This window comes from Ureibacillus sp. FSL W7-1570 (genome assembly GCF_038593265.1).
GTDB lineage: Bacteria > Bacillota > Bacilli > Bacillales_A > Planococcaceae > Ureibacillus > Ureibacillus suwonensis.
Genome location: NZ_CP151979.1, coordinates 1,835,115 through 1,853,115, shown reverse-complemented (window position 1 = coordinate 1,853,115; position 18,001 = coordinate 1,835,115). Strand labels below are relative to the sequence as shown.

21 protein-coding genes and 1 riboswitch are annotated in these 18,001 nt (G+C 41.2%); of the genes, 13 read left to right on the top strand and 8 right to left on the bottom strand.

Features of this window, described 5'->3' with window-relative positions:
• Positions 1-62: 62 nt before the first annotated feature.
• The 3 genes from NST13_RS09270 (at position 63) to NST13_RS09260 (ending at position 1,798) form a co-directional block, all read left to right on the top strand.
• Entirely contained in the window at positions 63-737 is a 675-nt protein-coding gene (locus tag NST13_RS09270; RefSeq protein WP_342580484.1) for a DUF2225 domain-containing protein, read from the top strand.
• A gap of 25 nt (positions 738-762) precedes the next feature.
• On the top strand, positions 763-1,119 hold the full coding sequence (locus tag NST13_RS09265; RefSeq protein ID WP_342468414.1) for a hypothetical protein: 357 nt from the start codon (positions 763-765) through the stop codon (positions 1,117-1,119).
• 190 nt (positions 1,120-1,309) lie between these two features.
• Positions 1,310-1,798 (top strand): YjdJ family protein, encoded by a 489-nt coding sequence (locus tag NST13_RS09260; RefSeq protein WP_342580483.1) that lies wholly within the window; start codon positions 1,310-1,312, stop codon positions 1,796-1,798.
• A 65-nt stretch (positions 1,799-1,863) separates the two neighbouring features.
• Here NST13_RS09260 and NST13_RS09255 read toward each other — a convergent pair whose 3' ends face one another.
• A complete protein-coding gene (locus NST13_RS09255; RefSeq protein WP_342580482.1) occupies positions 1,864-2,613 on the bottom strand; it encodes a glucose 1-dehydrogenase in 750 nt (249 codons plus the stop codon).
• 367 nt (positions 2,614-2,980) lie between these two features.
• Between NST13_RS09255 and NST13_RS09250 the strand changes: the two genes are divergently transcribed.
• From NST13_RS09250 to ssuD, 4 genes are read left to right on the top strand one after another with little or no spacing between them, the layout of a single operon-like run.
• Entirely contained in the window at positions 2,981-3,748 is a 768-nt protein-coding gene (locus tag NST13_RS09250; RefSeq protein ID WP_342580481.1) for an ABC transporter ATP-binding protein, read from the top strand.
• 12 nt (positions 3,749-3,760) lie between these two features.
• The gene (locus tag NST13_RS09245; RefSeq protein ID WP_342580480.1) at positions 3,761-4,759 is read left to right on the top strand and encodes an aliphatic sulfonate ABC transporter substrate-binding protein; all 999 of its coding nucleotides are present in this window, start codon (positions 3,761-3,763) and stop codon (positions 4,757-4,759) included.
• Between the two features lie 19 nt (positions 4,760-4,778).
• Complete coding sequence (locus NST13_RS09240; RefSeq protein WP_342581835.1) at positions 4,779-5,582, top strand: ABC transporter permease; 804 nt, start codon at positions 4,779-4,781, stop codon at positions 5,580-5,582.
• Positions 5,583-5,610: 28 nt separating this feature from the next.
• Positions 5,611-6,741, top strand: coding sequence for an FMNH2-dependent alkanesulfonate monooxygenase (gene ssuD, locus NST13_RS09235; RefSeq protein ID WP_342580479.1), 1,131 nt, complete (start codon positions 5,611-5,613; stop codon positions 6,739-6,741).
• 101 nt (positions 6,742-6,842) lie between these two features.
• Here the strand turns inward: ssuD and thiO are convergent, their stop codons facing one another.
• Positions 6,843-7,979, bottom strand: coding sequence for a glycine oxidase ThiO (thiO, locus tag NST13_RS09230; RefSeq protein WP_342580478.1), 1,137 nt, complete (start codon positions 7,977-7,979; stop codon positions 6,843-6,845).
• A gap of 118 nt (positions 7,980-8,097) precedes the next feature.
• Positions 8,098-8,205, bottom strand: a riboswitch (TPP riboswitch).
• Positions 8,206-8,556: 351 nt separating this feature from the next.
• Between thiO and NST13_RS09225 the strand changes: the two genes are divergently transcribed.
• Both NST13_RS09225 and NST13_RS09220 read left to right on the top strand, forming a co-directional pair.
• The gene (locus NST13_RS09225) at positions 8,557-9,237 is read left to right on the top strand and encodes a response regulator transcription factor (protein WP_342580477.1); all 681 of its coding nucleotides are present in this window, start codon (positions 8,557-8,559) and stop codon (positions 9,235-9,237) included.
• Complete coding sequence (locus NST13_RS09220) at positions 9,227-10,561, top strand: HAMP domain-containing sensor histidine kinase (RefSeq protein ID WP_342580476.1); 1,335 nt, start codon at positions 9,227-9,229, stop codon at positions 10,559-10,561. The genes NST13_RS09225 and NST13_RS09220 overlap by 11 nt, the downstream gene beginning before the upstream one ends.
• 92 nt (positions 10,562-10,653) lie before the next feature.
• Here NST13_RS09220 and NST13_RS09215 read toward each other — a convergent pair whose 3' ends face one another.
• The 4 genes from NST13_RS09215 to NST13_RS09200 are packed head-to-tail and all read right to left on the bottom strand — an operon-like array spanning position 10,654 to position 13,070.
• Positions 10,654-11,211: a ferric reductase-like transmembrane domain-containing protein gene (locus NST13_RS09215; RefSeq protein ID WP_342468423.1), complete on the bottom strand. Its 558-nt coding sequence runs from the start codon at positions 11,209-11,211 to the stop codon at positions 10,654-10,656.
• Complete coding sequence (locus tag NST13_RS09210; protein WP_342580475.1) at positions 11,208-12,146, bottom strand: FAD:protein FMN transferase; 939 nt, start codon at positions 12,144-12,146, stop codon at positions 11,208-11,210. The genes NST13_RS09215 and NST13_RS09210 overlap by 4 nt, the downstream gene beginning before the upstream one ends.
• The gene (locus tag NST13_RS09205) at positions 12,118-12,381 is read right to left on the bottom strand and encodes a hypothetical protein (RefSeq protein ID WP_342580474.1); all 264 of its coding nucleotides are present in this window, start codon (positions 12,379-12,381) and stop codon (positions 12,118-12,120) included. Before NST13_RS09205 ends, NST13_RS09210 begins: the two co-directional genes overlap by 29 nt.
• Positions 12,382-12,398: 17 nt before the next feature.
• The gene (locus tag NST13_RS09200; protein WP_342580473.1) at positions 12,399-13,070 is read right to left on the bottom strand and encodes a copper amine oxidase N-terminal domain-containing protein; all 672 of its coding nucleotides are present in this window, start codon (positions 13,068-13,070) and stop codon (positions 12,399-12,401) included.
• Positions 13,071-13,136: 66 nt separating this feature from the next.
• Between NST13_RS09200 and NST13_RS09195 the strand changes: the two genes are divergently transcribed.
• Entirely contained in the window at positions 13,137-13,337 is a 201-nt protein-coding gene (locus NST13_RS09195; RefSeq protein WP_342580472.1) for a hypothetical protein, read from the top strand.
• A gap of 115 nt (positions 13,338-13,452) precedes the next feature.
• Here NST13_RS09195 and NST13_RS09190 read toward each other — a convergent pair whose 3' ends face one another.
• Positions 13,453-14,142 carry a hypothetical protein gene (locus NST13_RS09190; protein WP_342580471.1) on the bottom strand — a complete coding sequence of 230 codons (690 nt, stop codon included), beginning with the start codon at positions 14,140-14,142 and terminating at the stop codon, positions 13,453-13,455.
• Positions 14,143-14,347: 205 nt separating this feature from the next.
• Between NST13_RS09190 and NST13_RS09185 the strand changes: the two genes are divergently transcribed.
• Both NST13_RS09185 and NST13_RS09180 read left to right on the top strand, forming a co-directional pair.
• The gene (locus tag NST13_RS09185) at positions 14,348-15,196 is read left to right on the top strand and encodes an ADP-ribosylglycohydrolase family protein (RefSeq protein ID WP_342580470.1); all 849 of its coding nucleotides are present in this window, start codon (positions 14,348-14,350) and stop codon (positions 15,194-15,196) included.
• A gap of 196 nt (positions 15,197-15,392) precedes the next feature.
• Complete coding sequence (locus NST13_RS09180; RefSeq protein WP_342580469.1) at positions 15,393-16,439, top strand: site-2 protease family protein; 1,047 nt, start codon at positions 15,393-15,395, stop codon at positions 16,437-16,439.
• A gap of 28 nt (positions 16,440-16,467) precedes the next feature.
• Here the strand turns inward: NST13_RS09180 and NST13_RS09175 are convergent, their stop codons facing one another.
• Positions 16,468-17,094 (bottom strand): LysE family translocator, encoded by a 627-nt coding sequence (locus NST13_RS09175; RefSeq protein ID WP_342580468.1) that lies wholly within the window; start codon positions 17,092-17,094, stop codon positions 16,468-16,470.
• Between the two features lie 160 nt (positions 17,095-17,254).
• On the opposite strand from NST13_RS09175, the gene NST13_RS09170 reads away from it, so the two are divergent.
• On the top strand, positions 17,255-17,920 hold the full coding sequence (locus NST13_RS09170; RefSeq protein WP_342580467.1) for a hypothetical protein: 666 nt from the start codon (positions 17,255-17,257) through the stop codon (positions 17,918-17,920).
• The last annotated feature ends 81 nt before the right edge of the window (positions 17,921-18,001 follow it).

The following is an 18,001-nucleotide window of genomic DNA, read 5'->3' as shown; positions in this document are numbered from 1 at the left end:
TTCGTAATGTTAAGTTTGTTATTACAACATGATGTCAGTAAAGTTAAAAGGGTTGGTATCGTATGTCAATGAATTATGATTATTACGAAAGTAAAGTTGTATGCAATTTTTGCAAAAAGCAATATACAACGTATAAAGTGCGCCCCGGCCGTTATAAAGCCGCGGGGCAAGATTCGGATTTTATGCCGATTTACGAAGGGTTAAATCCACTTTTTTACGAAGTCGCCGTTTGCCCCCATTGCGGTTATGCGTTCCATAAATCCATGACCCGGACTTACGGACCTTTTATGTCACTTATTGAAGAAGACTATATAAAGAAATTGCAAAAAGTGATGGACCTATGCAAAGAACGGACGGTTGCTGAAGCGATCGCAAGTTTTCAATTGGCTTATTTGGTGGCGAAAGTTTCAATGGAAGAACCGCTGATTCTGGCCAACTTTGCCATGAAAATCGCCTGGCTGTATCGATTAATACATGATAAGGAGTCTGAGAATCGTTACCTCCATGCTGCAAGGGATCTATTCAATAAATCCCATACAAAAAGTAAAGAAAGCGAAGAAAGGATCCAATATTTGATTGCTGAAATCAGTCTGCGATTAGGGGATATTGAGGATGCGAAAAGAGGATTTTCCCGATTGATCACAGGCAAAGAAGTTTCAAATAAATACCGCAACTATGCAAAAAAACGGTGGGATGACTTCAAGTACAACCATCAAACGGTTGTAGGAGAAGGATGACATCAGGAAGAAAGGAGGAGTTGAAATGAAACTGCCTATCAAGAAAAAATTGGATTTATCGGAAGAAGAAATTTTTTCTGAATTGCATCACTTCCTATTAAGAAAAAATCATCGGCTGCTCAGCAATGAGGAAGTGGTCGAAAAAACAGGTGTTTCTCATGAGCTTATACATAAGTGGGTGAAAACGGGAAAATTAAAACCTACATTGTTCCCAAACCTTGGCGCACCCTGTGAAAGATGCGGACAAATCACAAACTACTCCAAACTGTGCTTGGATTGTTCCATTACCATTACAGCCACCCTGGAAAAAGAAGAAAAGGAAAAAGAATGGTTCAGACAAATTCAACAAATGAATAGAAAGCATACATATCATTTGAAATAAAAGTTCGCAGGATATCAAGTTTTTTAGTGAAGGATTATTACAATGAAAGGCACTTTTCCATAGGGGAAAATGTGCTTTTTTCTTTATTCATAAATGAAAGAAATTGAATGAAGGCGATAAAATTCATAGAAAGGATGAAACGTCCGGGAAACTGCAACGTCTTAAATGTAAAGTTATTGGGAGGGTAGCGATGGGTAAATATGGATTGCAAATGATCATAGGAATGGCACTTTTTGTTCTTTCCACATTTTTCGCATGGTATGAAGGAAGCGAAATAGTGGAAAACCCGTTTGAATGGAAATATTCAACTCCGTTTACACATTTAATGATGCAAGAAATTACGGATGGACGGAATATCAACCAATTGGATTATTTTGTTTATGCATTAAAATTTAGACCTTTATTTCCTGCCATGATGATTGTGAGTTTCATTTATATTTTAAGTGTGGCAGGCATTGTTCTGACAAAAAAGAAATCGAATTGGGCAATCTGTTATTGGGGCAGCCTGGGATTGATTTTGTTATTTTTCAGTATTATCGTTTCCGATTCCTTCACTGTTGGTGACAGTCCTTTCTTTTGGATTCCATTGATCACCGGACTTTTCTTCATGGCGGCTTCATTATTGCAGTGGGTACGAAAAATGAAACAGCAGAATATGGAAATCACAAAGGTGATATGAAATGGGGAAAGGAGGATCTTGTAAAGCCATTTGGGTGTTTACAAGGTCCTCCTTCCTTTGACTGTTCATTCCTCATAGATCATTTTTCTTGTCATTCCGCCATCTACAATCAGATTAACACCTGTGACGAAATCATTTTCTTTCGCCGTCAAATAAAAACATGCCCGCGCAATATCATCCGGTTTTCCTACCCGTTTGGATAAATGCTGCTCGTGATCGATTTTACGCAACTTTGAATAGTCGCCTGTTTCAATCCAACCCGGCGAAATGGCATTCACAGTAATTCGATATTCGCTGAATGAAGCGGCAAGGGCATGGGTCAAAGCGATGATTCCGCCTTTTGATGCGGCGTAAGCTTCCGAATTCGGTTCGGACATGATGGCCCTTGTGGAGGCGATATTCACAATGGAACCGCCTGCTTTGTTCTTCCGCATATATTTTGCCGCTTCCCTGGATGCCAAAAAGACACTTCTTAAATTCGTGTTGATGATATCGTCCCATTCTTCGATCGGCAATTCAAAAGGGGACTTGAATACCGATACCCCTGCATTATTGATCAAAATATCGATTCGGCCGAATGTCAGATTTGCTATTTCCATTAAGCGGACAATTTCTTCCTCATCTCTGACATCCGTTTTGACAAAAAGCGCGTTTCCACCCTTTTCTTTGATTGCATCCACCGTTTTTGCCCCTGCTTTTTCATCAACATCCGCGACAATGACATTGGCTCCTTTTTCCGCATAAAGCAACGCAATCCCTTTTCCGATCCCGTTCCCAGCGCCTGTAACGATCACGGTTTTATTTGAAAAATCCATATGATTTCCACATCCTTATTTTCTATTATTGAAAATATTAACATATACATTCCGTTGATGAAACAGTTATACGCCTTGTTGAATTTGAGCAATTGTAACGGGATTGGCATGGGTCTTAACATATCGATGCGTTTTTGTGGGGATTAAAAAAATGTTGACATTCTAATAGAATATTTTTATATTAAACATATAAGAATACTTTATATTGAAAAACGCTTCTTTTCGGCGTTCTTTTATCTGTTTAAATACCTAGTAAGTAAATAAGGATAGTAAACAAGACTTACCAGACAACTGGAGGTCTTCATTCATGGCATTGTACCATGATGGGGGTCTCTTGTTGTCTTTTTTTGTTGGGAGGAAGTTATTTATGGGGGTACAAATTCAAATCCTTGAAAAAAGCTTTCAAATGGAACAAGAGCGCAAACTTGTACTTGATGGCATTGATTTGCATCTTAATAAAGGTGATTTTTTAACCATTATCGGTCCAAGCGGATGTGGTAAAAGTACTTTGTTGAAAATTGTAGCTGGACTGGATACCGAATATCGGGGAGTTGTGCTGGTAAATGGCCGTCAAATCGTGAAACCGGGAATCGCCCAAGGTTTTATTTTTCAAGAGCATCGTTTATTTCCATGGTTGACGGTTGAACAAAATGTAGCGGCAGACTTGAATTTGAAAGATCCGGAAGTTCGCAAAAAGGTAGATGAAATGCTGGAAATCGTTAGATTAAAAGGATATGAGAAGGCGTATCCGAGCGAAATATCAGGCGGTATGTCACAAAGGGTGGCCATTGCGCGGGCACTCATCCGGGATCCGGAAATTTTGTTGCTTGATGAGCCCTTTGGTGCCCTTGATGCATTCACACGCGGGCATTTGCAGGATGTTCTCATCGATATTTGGCAGCAAAAAAACATTACAATGCTGCTTGTAACCCACGATATTGACGAGGCGGTATATCTTGGGACGGATATCGCAATATTGCGTGCAAATCCGGGAAGAATCCAAAAACTTGTGCATGTTGACTTAAGTTATCCACGCTCAAGAACAAGCCCGGCTTATCAGCAGATAAGGCAGCGGGTGTTGCAAGAATTCGAAAAATCGGAAAATGAAAAATATATCGACGGATATGGGATTTAGGGGGAATGATGTATGAAAAAAAGATTCTTATTGTTACTGACAATCATCGGCCTGCTGTTGGCGGCTTGTTCATCCGGTTCAGAAAGCCAAAGCAACAGCGAAGGCACATCTTCAGCGAAAACAATTAATCTGGGAATTCAACAAATTCTATCTCCTTTATGGATAGCGAAAGAAAAAGGTTGGTTGGAAGAAGCGTTTAAAGAGGTCGGAGTTGAAATTGTTTGGACTGAATTCCAAAGCGGTCCCCCTCAATTTGAAGGTATTGCCGCAGGAAAGTTGGATATTACAGAAGTAGGGAATACACCACCGCTTTCAGGGCAAGCGGCAGGCATTGATTTTAAAGAAATAGCGTTATTATCCAAAGGTAAAACCAATAATGCAGTTTTAATTCCGGAAGATAGCGACATTAAATCTATTAAAGATTTAGTAGGAAAAAAAGTTGCCGTTGCGAAAGGAAGCAGTGCTTACGGTTTGTTATATGAAGCGTTCGAAAAGGAAGGCGTTGATCCATCAAAGGTTGAAATTATTCAACTTCAACCGGATGAGGCTCAACCGGTCTTTGAAAATGGTTCGGTTGATGCATGGGCTACATGGGAACCGTTTATTTCATATCAGACTGTTGGGAACAATGCAAAAGCATTGATCAAATGTGAGGATATTGGCGTATTTAGTCCGGTGTTTACAATTGCTCGTACAGATTTTATTGAAGAAAACCCGGAGTTGGTATCTATTTATTTGGAAGTTTATAAAAAGGCGACCGATTGGTTGAATGAGAATCCTGAGGAAGCGGTCCAATTTTTTGCGGACCTAAAAGGAATTGACCCGGTGATTGTGGAGGAAGTCTTAAAAAATACACCATATGAAATGCAAGTAATTGATGAGGATGTCATTTCCAGTCAACAAAGAGTGGCGGATTTATTTATAGAGCAAGGCGTGTTTAGCAATGGAATCAATGTAGAAGAAGTAGTGGAGAACAAATTTGCTGAAAAACTGTTAAAAGGTGGTGAGTGATTTGGTCCGTGCACAGGCAATGAAGCAGCCGATTGCAAGCGGGAAAAAAGCGAGAAAATCAACAGCCGCTTGGGGAAAAGGATTGGTTTTCCCACTAGTTGTCATCATCATTTGGCAAATTGTTTCTTCAAGCGGTCTTGTTTCCGTTACAGTCCTTCCAAGCCCGCTTCAAATTGTAACCACTTTTTATCACTTGATTATTAGCGGCGTGTTATTGGAACATTTGCAGATTAGCATCTATCGTGCTGCAGCCGGCTTTTTGCTCGGAGGAAGTATCGCCTTAATTCTTGGTTTTCTTGTCGGTTTCTCAAAGCAATTTGAAAGTTATTTGGATCCAACGATGCAAATGTTGCGAACAATTCCAAGTTTGGCGGTGACTCCATTATTTATCTTGTGGTTTGGATTTGATGAATTATCGAAAATATTGCTCATTGCGTTCGCTTCATTTTTTCCGTTATATGTGAACACTTATAATGGCATACGTTCAGTTGATATGAGGCTTTTTGAAGTGGCGCAAGTACTGGAGTTCAACAGATGGAAAAAGCTCACAAAATTAATTTTGCCGTCTGCACTGGGCCACATTCTTGTCGGAATCCGCCTATCGCTCGGGATTGCCTGGCTTAGCCTTGTCGTAGCTGAGCTGATGGGTTCCAGTTCCGGTGTCGGCTATATGATTATGGATGCACGGCAGTTTTCCCAGACAAATAAGGTGTTTGTCGGCATTATCATTTTCGGGGTGGTTGGTAAACTGACCGATTCCCTTGTCCGTTTATTGGAGAAAAAATTGCTGAAATGGCAAACCAACTTTGAAGGTGTTGAATAACAAATTCTTATAAAAAGGAGAGAGTGTGATGGACTTTTTCTGGTTTATTCCAACTTATGGAGACGGCAGATATTTAGCTACAACGAAAGGTGCACGCGAAACAAATTTCCCGTACATTAAACAAATAGCTCAAGCAGTTGATGAGCTGGGCTACGAAGGGGTATTAATACCGACGGGCAAGCCATGCAATGATCCGTGGGTGACAGCGTCAGCGCTGGCCACAGTTACGCAAAAATTGAAGTTTTTAATTGCGGTCCGTCCAGGGGTGATGAAACCGACTGTTGCGGCACGCATGACAGCGACACTCGATCAAATTTCAAACGGACGTTTATTGATTAACGTTGTTGCCGGAGGAGATCCGGTGGAGCTTGCAGGTGATGGCATCTTCGCTTCCCACGATGAACGATATGAAGTGACAGATGAATTTTTGGATATTTGGCGTGCCTTATTGGCAGGGGAAAAAGTGAATTATGAAGGCAAGCATTTAAAAGTGGAAGGCGGGGAAATCATGTTCCCTGGCATCCAAAAACCTCATCCTCCGATTTTCTTCGGGGGTTCATCCGATGCGGGAATCAAAGTGGCGGCAAAACATTCCGATGTGTATTTAACATGGGGAGAACCGCCTCAACAAGTGAAAGAGAAAATTGACAAAGTGCGTGAAGAAGCGGCAAAACATGGCCGTGAAGTGGAATTTGGATTGCGTGTGCATGTCATTGTCCGCGAAACGAATGAAGAAGCGTGGAAAGCTGCCAATGACCTAATTAAATATGTGGATGAGGATGCGATTCAAAAAGCGCAACAAGTGTTTAGCCGCTACGATTCAATCGGCCAAAAGAAAATGACGGAGTTAAATAAAGGGGATCGCAGCAATTTGGAGATATATCCAAATTTATGGGCAGGAGTCGGCCTTGTGCGCGGAGGCTGCGGAACAGCGATTGTCGGCGATCCGGAAACGGTGGCGGAACGCATTCGCGAATACCAGTCAATTGGAATTGATAAGTTTGTATTATCAGGCTATCCTCATTTGGAGGAAGCATATCAATTTGCTGAACTCGTGTTCCCGCTGCTCGGGTATAAGCAAGATAAACAATCAACCGGCGCTCCAAAAGGGGAAGTCGTTGGTTATGATTATACGGCCGAGAAATTGGCGCGGGTATAAACTTTACATGACAATTCAGTTTGCAAAAGCAAAGCGAATGGGGGAAGACAAAGGTTCCCTTCATTCGCTTTATTTTTTGAATATGTGGAGTGCAGGATACTTCAAGTGATTGGGGTTTCTGCTTTGTGCCGTGTCAGTGAAAACGGTGATAAATCGATTCCCGTTTCTTTCCGTTCAACCAAGTCCGCCATCAACTGACCGGTGATCGCGCAAAGTAAAATCCCGTTTCGGTAATGGCCGGCAGCGACAAACAATCCCCGCCGTTCCGGATGTTCCCCGAAGTATGGCAAGCCGTCTTTTGTCTGTGGCCGGATTCCGCTCCACGTGTTGATCCATTCCGATTGTTGTATGTCCGGAATGAGGGTGGTCGCGCGGTGGAGCAAACTCATCACCCCGCCTGCTGACACACGCCGTTCAAATGTATCCGGAGTGGAGGTTGCGCCAATCAGCAATTGATTGCCCCGCTTCGGCACGATATAGCAGCCGTTTTTGGCAAATACGGTCGACTGCAGCAATGGAACATGAGTGCGCACCATGATGCATTCCCCTTTGACCGGGTACACAACAAGTGGAAGGCCGAGGGATGTACCGAGCCGCTCAGTCCAGGCACCGGCGGCGACGACAACAGCCTCGGCAGCAAACGTTCCAACCGTTGTATCCACGAGATGGATGCCTGCTTCGGACCGAATGTTTAATACTTCTGTATGTTCATACAATTGGGCGCCGGCTGAAATTGCAGCATATGCAAGGGCTGTGGCCAAATCCGGGGCGCTTACTTGACCGTCTCCTTCAATATATATGGCACCAGCAATTGCTTCTTTTGCAAGAGACGGCTCCATTTCAACCGCTTCTTCATTCGTCAGCCACCGCACCGGTTCAACTGTTCCGCGCCAGAATGCATAGTGGCGTTGAAGCTCTTCCGCCTCTTCCTCAGTGGCCGCTATTTTGATCATTCCTTTTTCAACAAGACCGATATCAATCCCCGTCCGCTCCCTCAACTCTTCAGCCAGGGACGGCATAAGGGCCCGGCTTTGCAAGGCGAGCGGCACGAGGGGACTTGGCGAGAAAAACTCCGATTGTGCTCCGAGCATACCGGCAGCAGCACGGGATGCTTCACAAGCCATTGTCCCTTTTTCTAAAATTGCGACGCGATGATGCCGTTTGGAAAGTTCAAAGGCGATCGCGGCACCAATCACTCCGCCGCCGACAATTACTGTGTCATAACGTTGTATAGTCATTGGATCCACTCCTTTTAATCAATTGCTTTGTTTTAAAACAAAAACGCCGCTTCCTTTACCAGAGTAAAGAAAGCGGCGTGAGTCTACAGCATCTCATAGCAACACCATGTCGACCATGTAAAACCCATCTCCACTTCCCTCCGCTGGTATTACCCAGATCAGGTGCTAAGGGTCTCAAAGGTACACTTTGATCTCAGCCTATCTAAAGGCACCCCTAGTGGATGTTTCACAATCACAATTTCCAATTTATGTTTATCATATCATGCACAAGCTGGTTGTCAACCAACTTTCTGCCCAATGTTTGCGCAGTCTTCCACAATCCGCTGTCATCAAACGATCGAATGAAAGTAAAACGGTTCGTAAAAGCCCATGGACCAGGAAGAAAGTGCGGGCGGAGCGATAATGAACGGCCAAAGTTTTAGAATGTGCAAGACCTTCGATATGGAGGCCATTTTTTTTATGTTTAAATATGAAAGACATTAAATAGTCTTAAAGTATATAGGAATTTTTCATTTTTTTTTCAGCCTTTTTTGATACGCTTGTATAAAAAGACTGTGCACAAGAAGGTGAAGGTCGAATGAACATTTTATTTGCTGAAGATGACGAGAATTTGGGAAAAATGGTCCATCATTTATTGCAAAAGGAATATGGCCGAGTGGATTGGGTAAAAGACGGCGAAAGCGCTTATGATTACTCCATATTCACCGATTATGACGTGATCATTTTGGATTGGATGATGCCTGGTATGAGCGGGCTTGAAGTATGTAAGCGCCTCAGAGAAAAAGGTTTTAAAGGTGGAATTTTGTTTTTGACAGCCAAAGATTCCGTTGAAGATGTGGTGGAAGGATTGGACTCGGGGGCTGATGATTATTTAGTGAAGCCTTTCAAATTCGAGGAGCTTGTGGCGAGACTCCGGGCATTGTCACGTAGAGTCGATAAGCCTTTTGAAGAAATTCTATCATTGGATGATCTGGAATTGAATTTATCCAATCATGTTGTAAAAAGAAATGGCAAAGTGATAGAACTTTCAAAGAAAGAATATGAGTTGCTGGAACTGTTGCTGCGCAATAAACACCAAGTGTTGACAAGGGAAATGATCATTGAAAGAATATGGGGATTTGATACAGATGTAACGGAAAACGCATTGGATGCGTTAGTGAAACTGCTTCGGAAAAAAGTGGACGAGCCGGGAAAACCATCGATCATCAAAAATGTGAGAGGCGTCGGCTACAAGTTGAGGGATAGCCATGGAAATTAATAAAGTGAAATTGAAGCTCACCTTGATTTATTCAGGATCCCTCCTGCTTATTTTAATGATGTTTATTTTCGTGCTGTATCTTTTTATTTCGAATGCGATCAATAAACAGGAGATTGAAGAACTGGAACGGTTTTATGAGAAGGAAAACCATGAATTTTTAGAAGAACTGTACAAAAAAAATTATATAAGAATCATACCGGAGAGTAAGCGTAAAAAGAGATTTTTCGAAGATTTTGAAGAAGAGGATTATGATGAAATCGACGAAGAATTTGAAGAGAATGAGCCGTTGAAATATCGACCGGAAAGGGATATTTTCTACTACGTATTGGATGAAAATTTTCAATTAATCGAAGGCGAAGGGACCGTCCAAGGTTTTGAAGAGTATTTTGAAACAGATTTCACCCCTCCATCTTCAAGAACCGTAAAAGAAATCGAATGGGATAAGGTCCATATCCTTTATATCTATTATCCCCTTCAAATGGATGACCGGTTGATCGGAAGCGTTGTTGTCGGAAAGGATATTACCGACGAAAAGCATTTGTTTCAACGAATTATTTGGATATTATTGTTTTTAACCATCTTTTTCAGTTTGCTTTTTGCTTTGGCAGGGAACTTCTTTGCCGGCCAGGCAATGAAACCGATTATAAAAGCATATGAGAAACAAAGAAAGTTCGTTTCTGATGCGTCCCACGAACTAAGAACACCTCTCAGTGTTTTCTATAGTTCCATTGATGTGTTGGCGAGTGAAGAAGAGGAACACTTGAGTCCATTTGGAAAACAAGTGTTGGAAGATGTGAAACAGGAAGCGGAAATGATGCATAAACTTTTGGACGATTTATTATTTTTGGCAAGACATGACCAAGGAAACTTTAAATTGGAACTGGAAGAATTCGATCTCTCTTCACAGGTTCATTCATTGCTGAACCGGTTCAAAAGAATTGTACCATCCCAATTGACACTTCAAGAAAATATACAGGACGGGATCCGGATCAAGGGAGATAAAGTAAGAATTCAACAGCTCCTTTATATATTGCTGGATAATGCCGCACGCTATACGAAAGAAGGATCCATCACATGCTCATTGGCCGAACAGGGAGAGAAAATCTTGTTAAGCGTGAAAGACACGGGAATCGGCATTTCTCCAAAGGATTTGCAACATATTTTTGAACGTTTTTACCGGGGAGATGAATCAAGAAAACGAAACGGAACAGGGCTGGGTCTATCCATTGCCAAAACAATTGTGGAAGCCCACGGAGGAGAAATCGAAGTGAAGAGTGAAGTCGGGAAAGGGACAGAGTTTATAATTAAATTGAAGAAATATTAATTGCATATAAAATCAAAAGGTTATCCGGGAAAGATTGGATCTTTCCCGGATAACCTTTTTAAGAGGGGTTTCAATACGGTATATTAAGGAGGTTAATTAGCACTTTTACTATGAACGGCTTTTAATTTGCCTTCAAAATATCGGATTATAAGCAATGTTGTAACGAAAACAATTCCTAAACAGTAGATAAAGATTGCCCAAACCTGGTCGGAATCGGTTCCGATGAAAATGCCATGGAGAATCATAAACACCCATGCAGGAATCACTAAGAAGTGAAGTTTTTTCCATAGTTTGAAACCGAGTTTTTTCATGAAGAAATCGGAAGTGGCCATGACGATTAAGAACAGATAGAAGGAGATTGTTCCGATTCCGGACAAGAACGGTTCATTTTCGGCAGCGAATGGAATGATTAATTCACTGATTTTATAAGGAACGTAATGATCCACCAATAGCAAGGTGCCGTGGAACACAATGGTCAACATCCCAATCCATCCGCTGATTTTGTGCAGTTCCATCATAAGCTGTTTTTGATTTTTAAAAGAAGAAATCTTTTGCATCAGACCGGCCATGATGGAAAGGGTTAGTAGAAAATAGGCAAGAAAGCCGGATACACGTATGAGATTCCAGTTAGAAAACAGATCCAGTATCATCGGGTTTTATTCCCTCCCGTCTCAATTTTTCCATCAGATTTGACAAGGACATAACTGAACTTTTGGCTGATGTTGGATAAAACAGAGTCAACAGATGCGTCATTCGCCATAAAGCAAACTTTGGCGCCGACTTCCGCATCGATGCAATGGTCCATGACCACCGTTGCCTGGACAATTTCTGTATCTACAGGCATTCCATTTCTTCCGTCCAATAAATGATGTTTTTTCACGTTTCCTTGGGTCCAGCTGCGGTACACAATATTGGATGTGGCAATTCCTCCATTTTGGATGGAGAAAGATCCAATGGTTTTTTCCTCGTCGAAAGGATGTTGGATTCCGATTTTCCACGTTTTCTCTCCGTTCGACCATATGGACATATCTCCGCCGCCGTCCACGATTCCATATTTGCTGCGAGTGTTATTTTGCAGCCATTTGGCAATGGATTCCACTGCATAACCTTTCGCAATTCCGCCCAAATCAATTTTTTGGTCTGTATGTTTGATGATTTGATAGTCGTCCATAAAAATGAGGGGTTCCGATTCGTTTTCATAATGTACATTCGTTGAATCATTGTTGGCCGTATTAAAAGGAAAGGATCGATTATATCCATGGTTCTCCAAAGGTATAAGCATATAAGGGGAAAATCGCCCCTCCGTTTTTTGCCGATATTCTTCCGCTTTTTTCAGAAGGTCGTACAGAATGGGTGAAACACGTACCGTTTCATTTTTTTTGGCTTCATTGAATTGCCAAAGTTCATTATTTTTGCGAAATCTTGAAAATTCCTGTTCGATATATTGAAGAAAGGAAATGACATAACTTTTCCATTCGGTTCCATCCCGATTTTCGATGGTAATGCGAAAATTTGTATTCATGATATTGAGTTGGATGGAATCCATTTCGCTGGCATTATGATCTTCTTGTTTTGTAGTAACCATAATCATCGGCACCTTGATATTGGTTTTGATTGAGCGTAAAGTTGCTCCAGTCCAGTTTAACCAGTTCTTTTTCACGTTCACTCATGGAATCATTGATCTCAATTTCCAGTGCAGCATCGTTAGGGTTCGTTGCTGATGAATGGACCGGCGTATCATTGATTTGGCCCAATACAAATGCTGAAAATGCAACACCTGTAATTCCGACAATCCATTTCGCTTTATTGTTTGCTTTCATTTTTTTCACCCTACCCTTTAAAATTGTTGTAAGACAAATGTTTCGTTTGTTTCGTCCCATTCCACGCTATAACCAAAGGCATTGGCTATAACTGAAAGAGGAAGATAAACCGTTTTTTCATAACTGAAGGCTTTTGCAGGCATTGGTGTTTTGATCATATTTTCATAAGCGGTGTTTGTTCCGGCACGAACGATCAATTCTTCTTTGCCATTGGAAAGTTCAAGAATTCGGCTTTGTTCGTAATATTTCGATTTGATACCGAAAAGTTTTGCCATTTTTTCACCTGACACGAGCAATTGACCATTGGAAGGGAGAACAAGAAGAGTTTCTGTTTTTCTGTTCAATTTAAAGGGAACTTTTTTTGCTTCTTCAACTGGTAAATTGTTGCTGATCGTAATATTGGTATCTCTTGTCCAAACATTCCAGTAAGATGGTTGAACGGTATTTTGTTGGAAGTTTTTATAGTTTCCTTCCCGTTCATATTCTCCTTTCCATTTATAATCGTCGTCATCTTCATCATGGTCGTGTTTATCAAATTTTTCGAAGTAGTTGTTTTTATCGCTCTTTTCGTATTTCGGATAATAATCCCCCTTATAATGGTCATCCGCACTTGCAATGTTTACGACTGATTGAAAGGCAAAGAATAGAACAATAATGAAAATTCCATATTTCAATAATTTGTTTTTCATTTTCCTTTCCTCCTTTTGATTATCATTTTAGGAGCCATTTCTGAAAAAAAAATGAAAGAAAGGGGGATGGGTAAAAAATTTTTTATTTTTTTGACCAAAAATAGGCAGCATCCGGATGAAAGAGGAACAATTCGTACGAAAGAGGGGGTTCACTTCAAAAAGAGTGGTATCCGCACCAAAGGAGAGGCTTTCCGCACTAAAAAGGGCGGTATCCACACCAAAAAAGGTGGCATCCGCACCAAAGGAGAACCTATCTGCACTAATTAAGGCAGCATCCACACCAATGAGGGAATCATCTGCACTAATGCAGCTCCCTTCTTCTCCGAAACATAATGTTATCCCAAGAAAAAAAGAGCGAATCTCTTCCTTCGCTCTTTTGTGACTAAAATGAATATGGACACCGGAAAAGAGAATAAAACTGCATGACGATCGCCGATGCAATCAAATCCGACATCGCCAATATTTCAGTTTCAATTTCATCAAACACATCAATATCTGCTTGGAAATTTTGTTGAATCATCGTCACAGCTTCGTTTTTCGTCAATTCCAAATGGGTGTAAAACATTTCTTTCAGAATGTCCTTTGATAAATACGGATTGATCCTGCTCAAAAATAAAACAATTGCATCTGCATTTTCATACCATTCTTTCTCTTTGGCATTCACTGTGCCAGTATCCCCTTTTACCGCTGCTGTTACAAGCTCGGCGGCAATGACCAGGTGTTCTTTGATCAGTTGGGCATAGGCATCTGCAATCTGGTTGCCGTAAAAAGGTCTCAGACAATTGCCCAAATCGGTTGCGTTTTGCAAAAGACGTTTCTGAACAAACGGTAAATCGGGCAACTGAAACACAATACTGATGATGATCATCCGGGTCCAATTGACATGTTCCATCCATAGCAGCCGGTTCATCGCCATAAAATCGGACTCATTTTTACTTATGCAACGGTGATCCGGATAGTATTGTTGCCGAGTTATGATGTGCCGCAGTGGTGCGGAGTATTGGGAAAATGGTTGCGGATAGGAGGCGCTAAGGGAGTAAGTGAAAGAACCGTTTGAGGTAAATGGGTACATATTTGATCAATCCCTTCGAATCGTGAATCATCGGGCCCTTTTCTAGTTTACTCAAGAACAGTGATGATGGTGAAAATCAACGGATTGTTTTCTCCATTAAATTGAGCTTTTTTCACACCAGCCTTTGTAAAAGGGATTATAATAAATGTAGAGTGTTGGTAACAGTTCTGATGAACATAATCAAAGGAGTGCGGAGTTAAGCCGAATGATTGGCGCAATTATTGGAGATATCGTTGGTTCACGATTTGAGTTTAATAATTATAGAAGAAAAGATTTCGATCTGTTCACGAAGGATTGCAAAGTGACGGATGACAGCATCATGACTCTCGCCGTCGCCAAATCCATTATGGAGACAGAGAAAATCCTCAAACCTTCTTTTCACAGTACTCATCCCATTTATTACGCACAAGTGGAAAAAATGAGCGTCAAATATATGCAAGAAATTGGACGCAAATATCCGAATTGCGGTTACGGCGGAAGATTTAAGGAATGGGTTCACAGCGACACTCCCCGTCCTTATAACAGTTTTGGAAACGGCGCGGCCATGCGGGTAAGTCCGGTCGGATTTGCGGCGAAGACAGAACGGGAAGTTTCCCTGCTTTCTAAAGCTGTGACGCGGGTAACCCATAATCATCAAGAAGGAATCAAAGGTGCTGAAGCGGTGGCGGTCGCAATTTATATGGCACAACGCGGATGGTCAAAAGACGAAATCCAGAAAAAAATCGAAGGACAATATTATCCATTGGATTTTACAATTGATGAAATCCGGGATTCCTACAAAACGGATCTATCCTGCCAAGGAACCGTTCCGCAAGCCATCAAAGCCTTTCTTGAATCCACTTCCTTTGAAGACGCGGTACGGAATGCCATCTCCATCGGGGGAGACAGCGACACGATCGCTGCCATCACAGGGGCTATTGCAGAAAGCTATTATGGTGTACCAGCCGATTTGAAAGAAAAAGCCCTTACTTATTTGGATAATGAACTGCTTTCCATTTATCATGACTGGGAAGAGTATTATGAGGAACGAAAGAACAACAAGCAAGTTTCGTGATTTTGATAGGGACTTCAGCTATTTGTCAGCTGAAGTTTTTTTATGCGCAAAGAGATAATCCATTAGTTGCAAGTCGGAAATGTAAGAGCAGAAATAAAGTTTTTGTGATAAAATAACATAAAAATTCCATTACAGGATTTTATAAACAGTGCATTGAATGCAGCAGGATGACGTACTATGTTGTGGAGGTAAAAACATGGAAGAATCAAAGAAGAAAACGACGGCGTGGGGAATCATCGGTGTCGGGGCACTTTTTTTGTTGGGCAAGTTGAAATGGATCCTGCCTATATTGAAATTCCTGAAAATAAAAACATTGATTAGCATGGCGATATATTTGGCAACTTACGCCGTTTTTTACGGATGGAAGTTTGCCTTGGCACTTGTATATCTGTTGTTTGTACATGAATCCGGGCATTTGGTTGCTGCCAAAAAATTAAAATTGCCGACAACTCCTGCTGTGTTCATTCCTTTTGTGGGGGCGTTCATCGGTATGAAAGAGCGGCCCAAAAATGCGAAGGATGAAGCCTTTTTGGCTTACATGGGGCCATTATTTGGACTGCTTGCTTTTTTGCCCGCCATCCCTTTGTATATTTGGACGAAAGAACCTTTTTGGGCATTTGTCATTGTGTTGGGTTCCATCATCAATCTCTTCAATCTCATTCCAATGACACCGCTGGATGGAGGACGGATTGTTTCGGGGATCAGTACTAAGTTGTGGGCAGTCGGCTTGGTTTTGCTTTTGGCTTATGCGATTTGGTCAGGAAGCTTTATAGGTTTTATGGTGCTAATCATGGGGATCATTGAGTGGCGGAGAATTCGGGAAGAGCAGAAGAATATTGAGTATGATCGAAATCGCGTAAAAGATTATCAAGAGATGTTAACTTCCCTCAGAAATATAGCGGAAACGTCCACCTATGAACATTTGCAATATTTCGCCCAATCATTGAAACCGAATTTGCAGGTTGAGGAAAAATTGCAAAACACTTTGCATCTATTGGATGAAGAAGATGGAGAAATGACGGATGAGGAAAAAGAAAGAAAGAGGGAGCTGAAGAAACAGGAATTTCTTTCGGCTTTTGAGAAAGAAGTGGAGAGAATACATAACTATGTTGAGGAAACCGCTTCTTATTATCAAACAGATGGAAAAGTGAAGGCAGGTCTTTTCGTCATTTATATTGCACTGGCAATCGTATTAGGAGTTAGTAGTTATTTAAGTTATCCGTTACTTCCTCCTTTGGAATAGGGAGGCGGATTTGGAATGGCCGACAACTTTAATCGGCCTTTTCCAAAGCCAGCTTGATTCCAAATCCGATAATGATGGTGCCGGTGATTCCTTCAATCACATGTTTGGCTCGCGGTTTTCTCATCAAATCATTCACCACATTGATGAAATAAACAAAAATCACCAGCCATAAAGCGGACAGAACAGTAAAAGTGAGCCCCATTATCAGAAAGGGCAAAAAGGTGTCATTGCCCCGCTCCACAAATTGAGGGAAAAAGGAGAGGAAAAAGAGAGCCACTTTTGGATTTAATAGATCTGTAAAAAATCCTTGTTTGAAACAGGATTTGTTTTCATCCGGTCTTTTGATGTCCACCGGAATGTTGGTTCCATCCTTTTTCACTAAAGACCATAAAATCTTGGCACCCAGGTAAATTAAGTAAACCGCACCAGCGTATTTAATGATGGAAAATAAAAGGGCGGATTTCACAATGATTGCCGATAATCCCAAAACAGCGGCAAACGTATGGCAAAGAAGGGCGCAAATTATGCCCAAAGACGTTTTCAGGCCGCCGATCCGCTGATTGATTAGCGTGTTTTTCGTTACAACAGCCGTATCAGGGCCGGGTAATATTATAAGAAAAATGCACATGAGGACAAATAAAAAGAAATTTTCCAATTCAAAACACCTTTCTAACGGAGTATAGGATGTAATTTATTATATATAAAGGTGAGAAAATTGGAGAAAAAATTTTTAATATTCCCTCATTTAAATTCGGGATTGTAAGAATCATCACAGAATGGGTGGTACAAATCATTTGGAAGCATGGAGACATAAAATGAGAGAGATGTTAAATAAAATTCGGGAACCGGAAGGAATTTCTTCATCGAAAAAAATAGGGTATACAACTTTATTCTGTATTTTAGGTATGATGATGGGGATTATTTCCAAAATATTGGATACTTCCGCAATTAATGAATTGCCTTATGTCCTTCAAGTCTTGGATTTGGGAAACTTTCTTTCCCGTTTGGGAGTTTGGCTTTTCTTCGGAGTGATGATATCGGTTTATAGTAAATCGCCGATGAGGGCCGCATTAAATGTGCTAATGTTTTTTGCAGGAATGGTGGGGAGTTATTATTATTACACTGTTGCAGTGGCCGGGTTTTTTCCAAAATCCTACATGATGATTTGGGTGGCACTGACAATCCTTTCGCCGGTTTTGGCCTTTGTTTGTTGGTATGCGAAAGGAAAAGGATTGGTGCCGATCATCCTTTCCTCCGCCATTTTTATGTTCATGACAAGCCAAACTTTTGTTTTTGGTTTCTGGTATTTTGATCTTACGCATCCATTGGAATTGCTGATTTGGATCGCCACAATCCTTGTTTTATACCAATCACCCGAACAAATCGCTAAAGTGGTGATGATTGGAATGGTCCTTTTTATTATTGTAGGGAGCCAAGTGCCATTATATTATGGTTTGTTCGTTCTTCTTTTCTTGAATTGATAAAGGCTTATTAGGGAAGGTTCCCTTTTTGATGCCAAAAATAACCGCAGACATTTAAAGTGTCTGCGGTTATTTTGGTTG

Excerpts from the sequence above, each read along its gene's own strand:
- NST13_RS09270 (WP_342580484.1), top strand. The coding sequence starts at position 63 with ATGTCAATGAATTATGATTATTACGAAAGTAAAGTTGTATGCAATTTT.
- NST13_RS09265 (WP_342468414.1), top strand. The coding sequence starts at position 763 with ATGAAACTGCCTATCAAGAAAAAATTGGATTTATCGGAAGAAGAAATT.
- NST13_RS09260 (WP_342580483.1), top strand. The coding sequence starts at position 1,310 with ATGGGTAAATATGGATTGCAAATGATCATAGGAATGGCACTTTTTGTT.
- NST13_RS09255 (WP_342580482.1), bottom strand. The coding sequence starts at position 2,613 with ATGGATTTTTCAAATAAAACCGTGATCGTTACAGGCGCTGGGAACGGG.
- NST13_RS09250 (WP_342580481.1), top strand. The coding sequence starts at position 2,981 with ATGGGGGTACAAATTCAAATCCTTGAAAAAAGCTTTCAAATGGAACAA.
- NST13_RS09245 (WP_342580480.1), top strand. The coding sequence starts at position 3,761 with ATGAAAAAAAGATTCTTATTGTTACTGACAATCATCGGCCTGCTGTTG.
- NST13_RS09240 (WP_342581835.1), top strand. The coding sequence starts at position 4,779 with ATGAAGCAGCCGATTGCAAGCGGGAAAAAAGCGAGAAAATCAACAGCC.
- ssuD (WP_342580479.1), top strand. The coding sequence starts at position 5,611 with ATGGACTTTTTCTGGTTTATTCCAACTTATGGAGACGGCAGATATTTA.
- thiO (WP_342580478.1), bottom strand. The coding sequence starts at position 7,979 with ATGACTATACAACGTTATGACACAGTAATTGTCGGCGGCGGAGTGATT.
- NST13_RS09225 (WP_342580477.1), top strand. The coding sequence starts at position 8,557 with ATGAACATTTTATTTGCTGAAGATGACGAGAATTTGGGAAAAATGGTC.
- NST13_RS09220 (WP_342580476.1), top strand. The coding sequence starts at position 9,227 with ATGGAAATTAATAAAGTGAAATTGAAGCTCACCTTGATTTATTCAGGA.
- NST13_RS09215 (WP_342468423.1), bottom strand. The coding sequence starts at position 11,211 with ATGATACTGGATCTGTTTTCTAACTGGAATCTCATACGTGTATCCGGC.
- NST13_RS09210 (WP_342580475.1), bottom strand. The coding sequence starts at position 12,146 with ATGGTTACTACAAAACAAGAAGATCATAATGCCAGCGAAATGGATTCC.
- NST13_RS09205 (WP_342580474.1), bottom strand. The coding sequence starts at position 12,381 with ATGAAAGCAAACAATAAAGCGAAATGGATTGTCGGAATTACAGGTGTT.
- NST13_RS09200 (WP_342580473.1), bottom strand. The coding sequence starts at position 13,070 with ATGAAAAACAAATTATTGAAATATGGAATTTTCATTATTGTTCTATTC.
- NST13_RS09195 (WP_342580472.1), top strand. The coding sequence starts at position 13,137 with ATGGGTAAAAAATTTTTTATTTTTTTGACCAAAAATAGGCAGCATCCG.
- NST13_RS09190 (WP_342580471.1), bottom strand. The coding sequence starts at position 14,142 with ATGTACCCATTTACCTCAAACGGTTCTTTCACTTACTCCCTTAGCGCC.
- NST13_RS09185 (WP_342580470.1), top strand. The coding sequence starts at position 14,348 with ATGATTGGCGCAATTATTGGAGATATCGTTGGTTCACGATTTGAGTTT.
- NST13_RS09180 (WP_342580469.1), top strand. The coding sequence starts at position 15,393 with ATGGAAGAATCAAAGAAGAAAACGACGGCGTGGGGAATCATCGGTGTC.
- NST13_RS09170 (WP_342580467.1), top strand. The coding sequence starts at position 17,255 with ATGAGAGAGATGTTAAATAAAATTCGGGAACCGGAAGGAATTTCTTCA.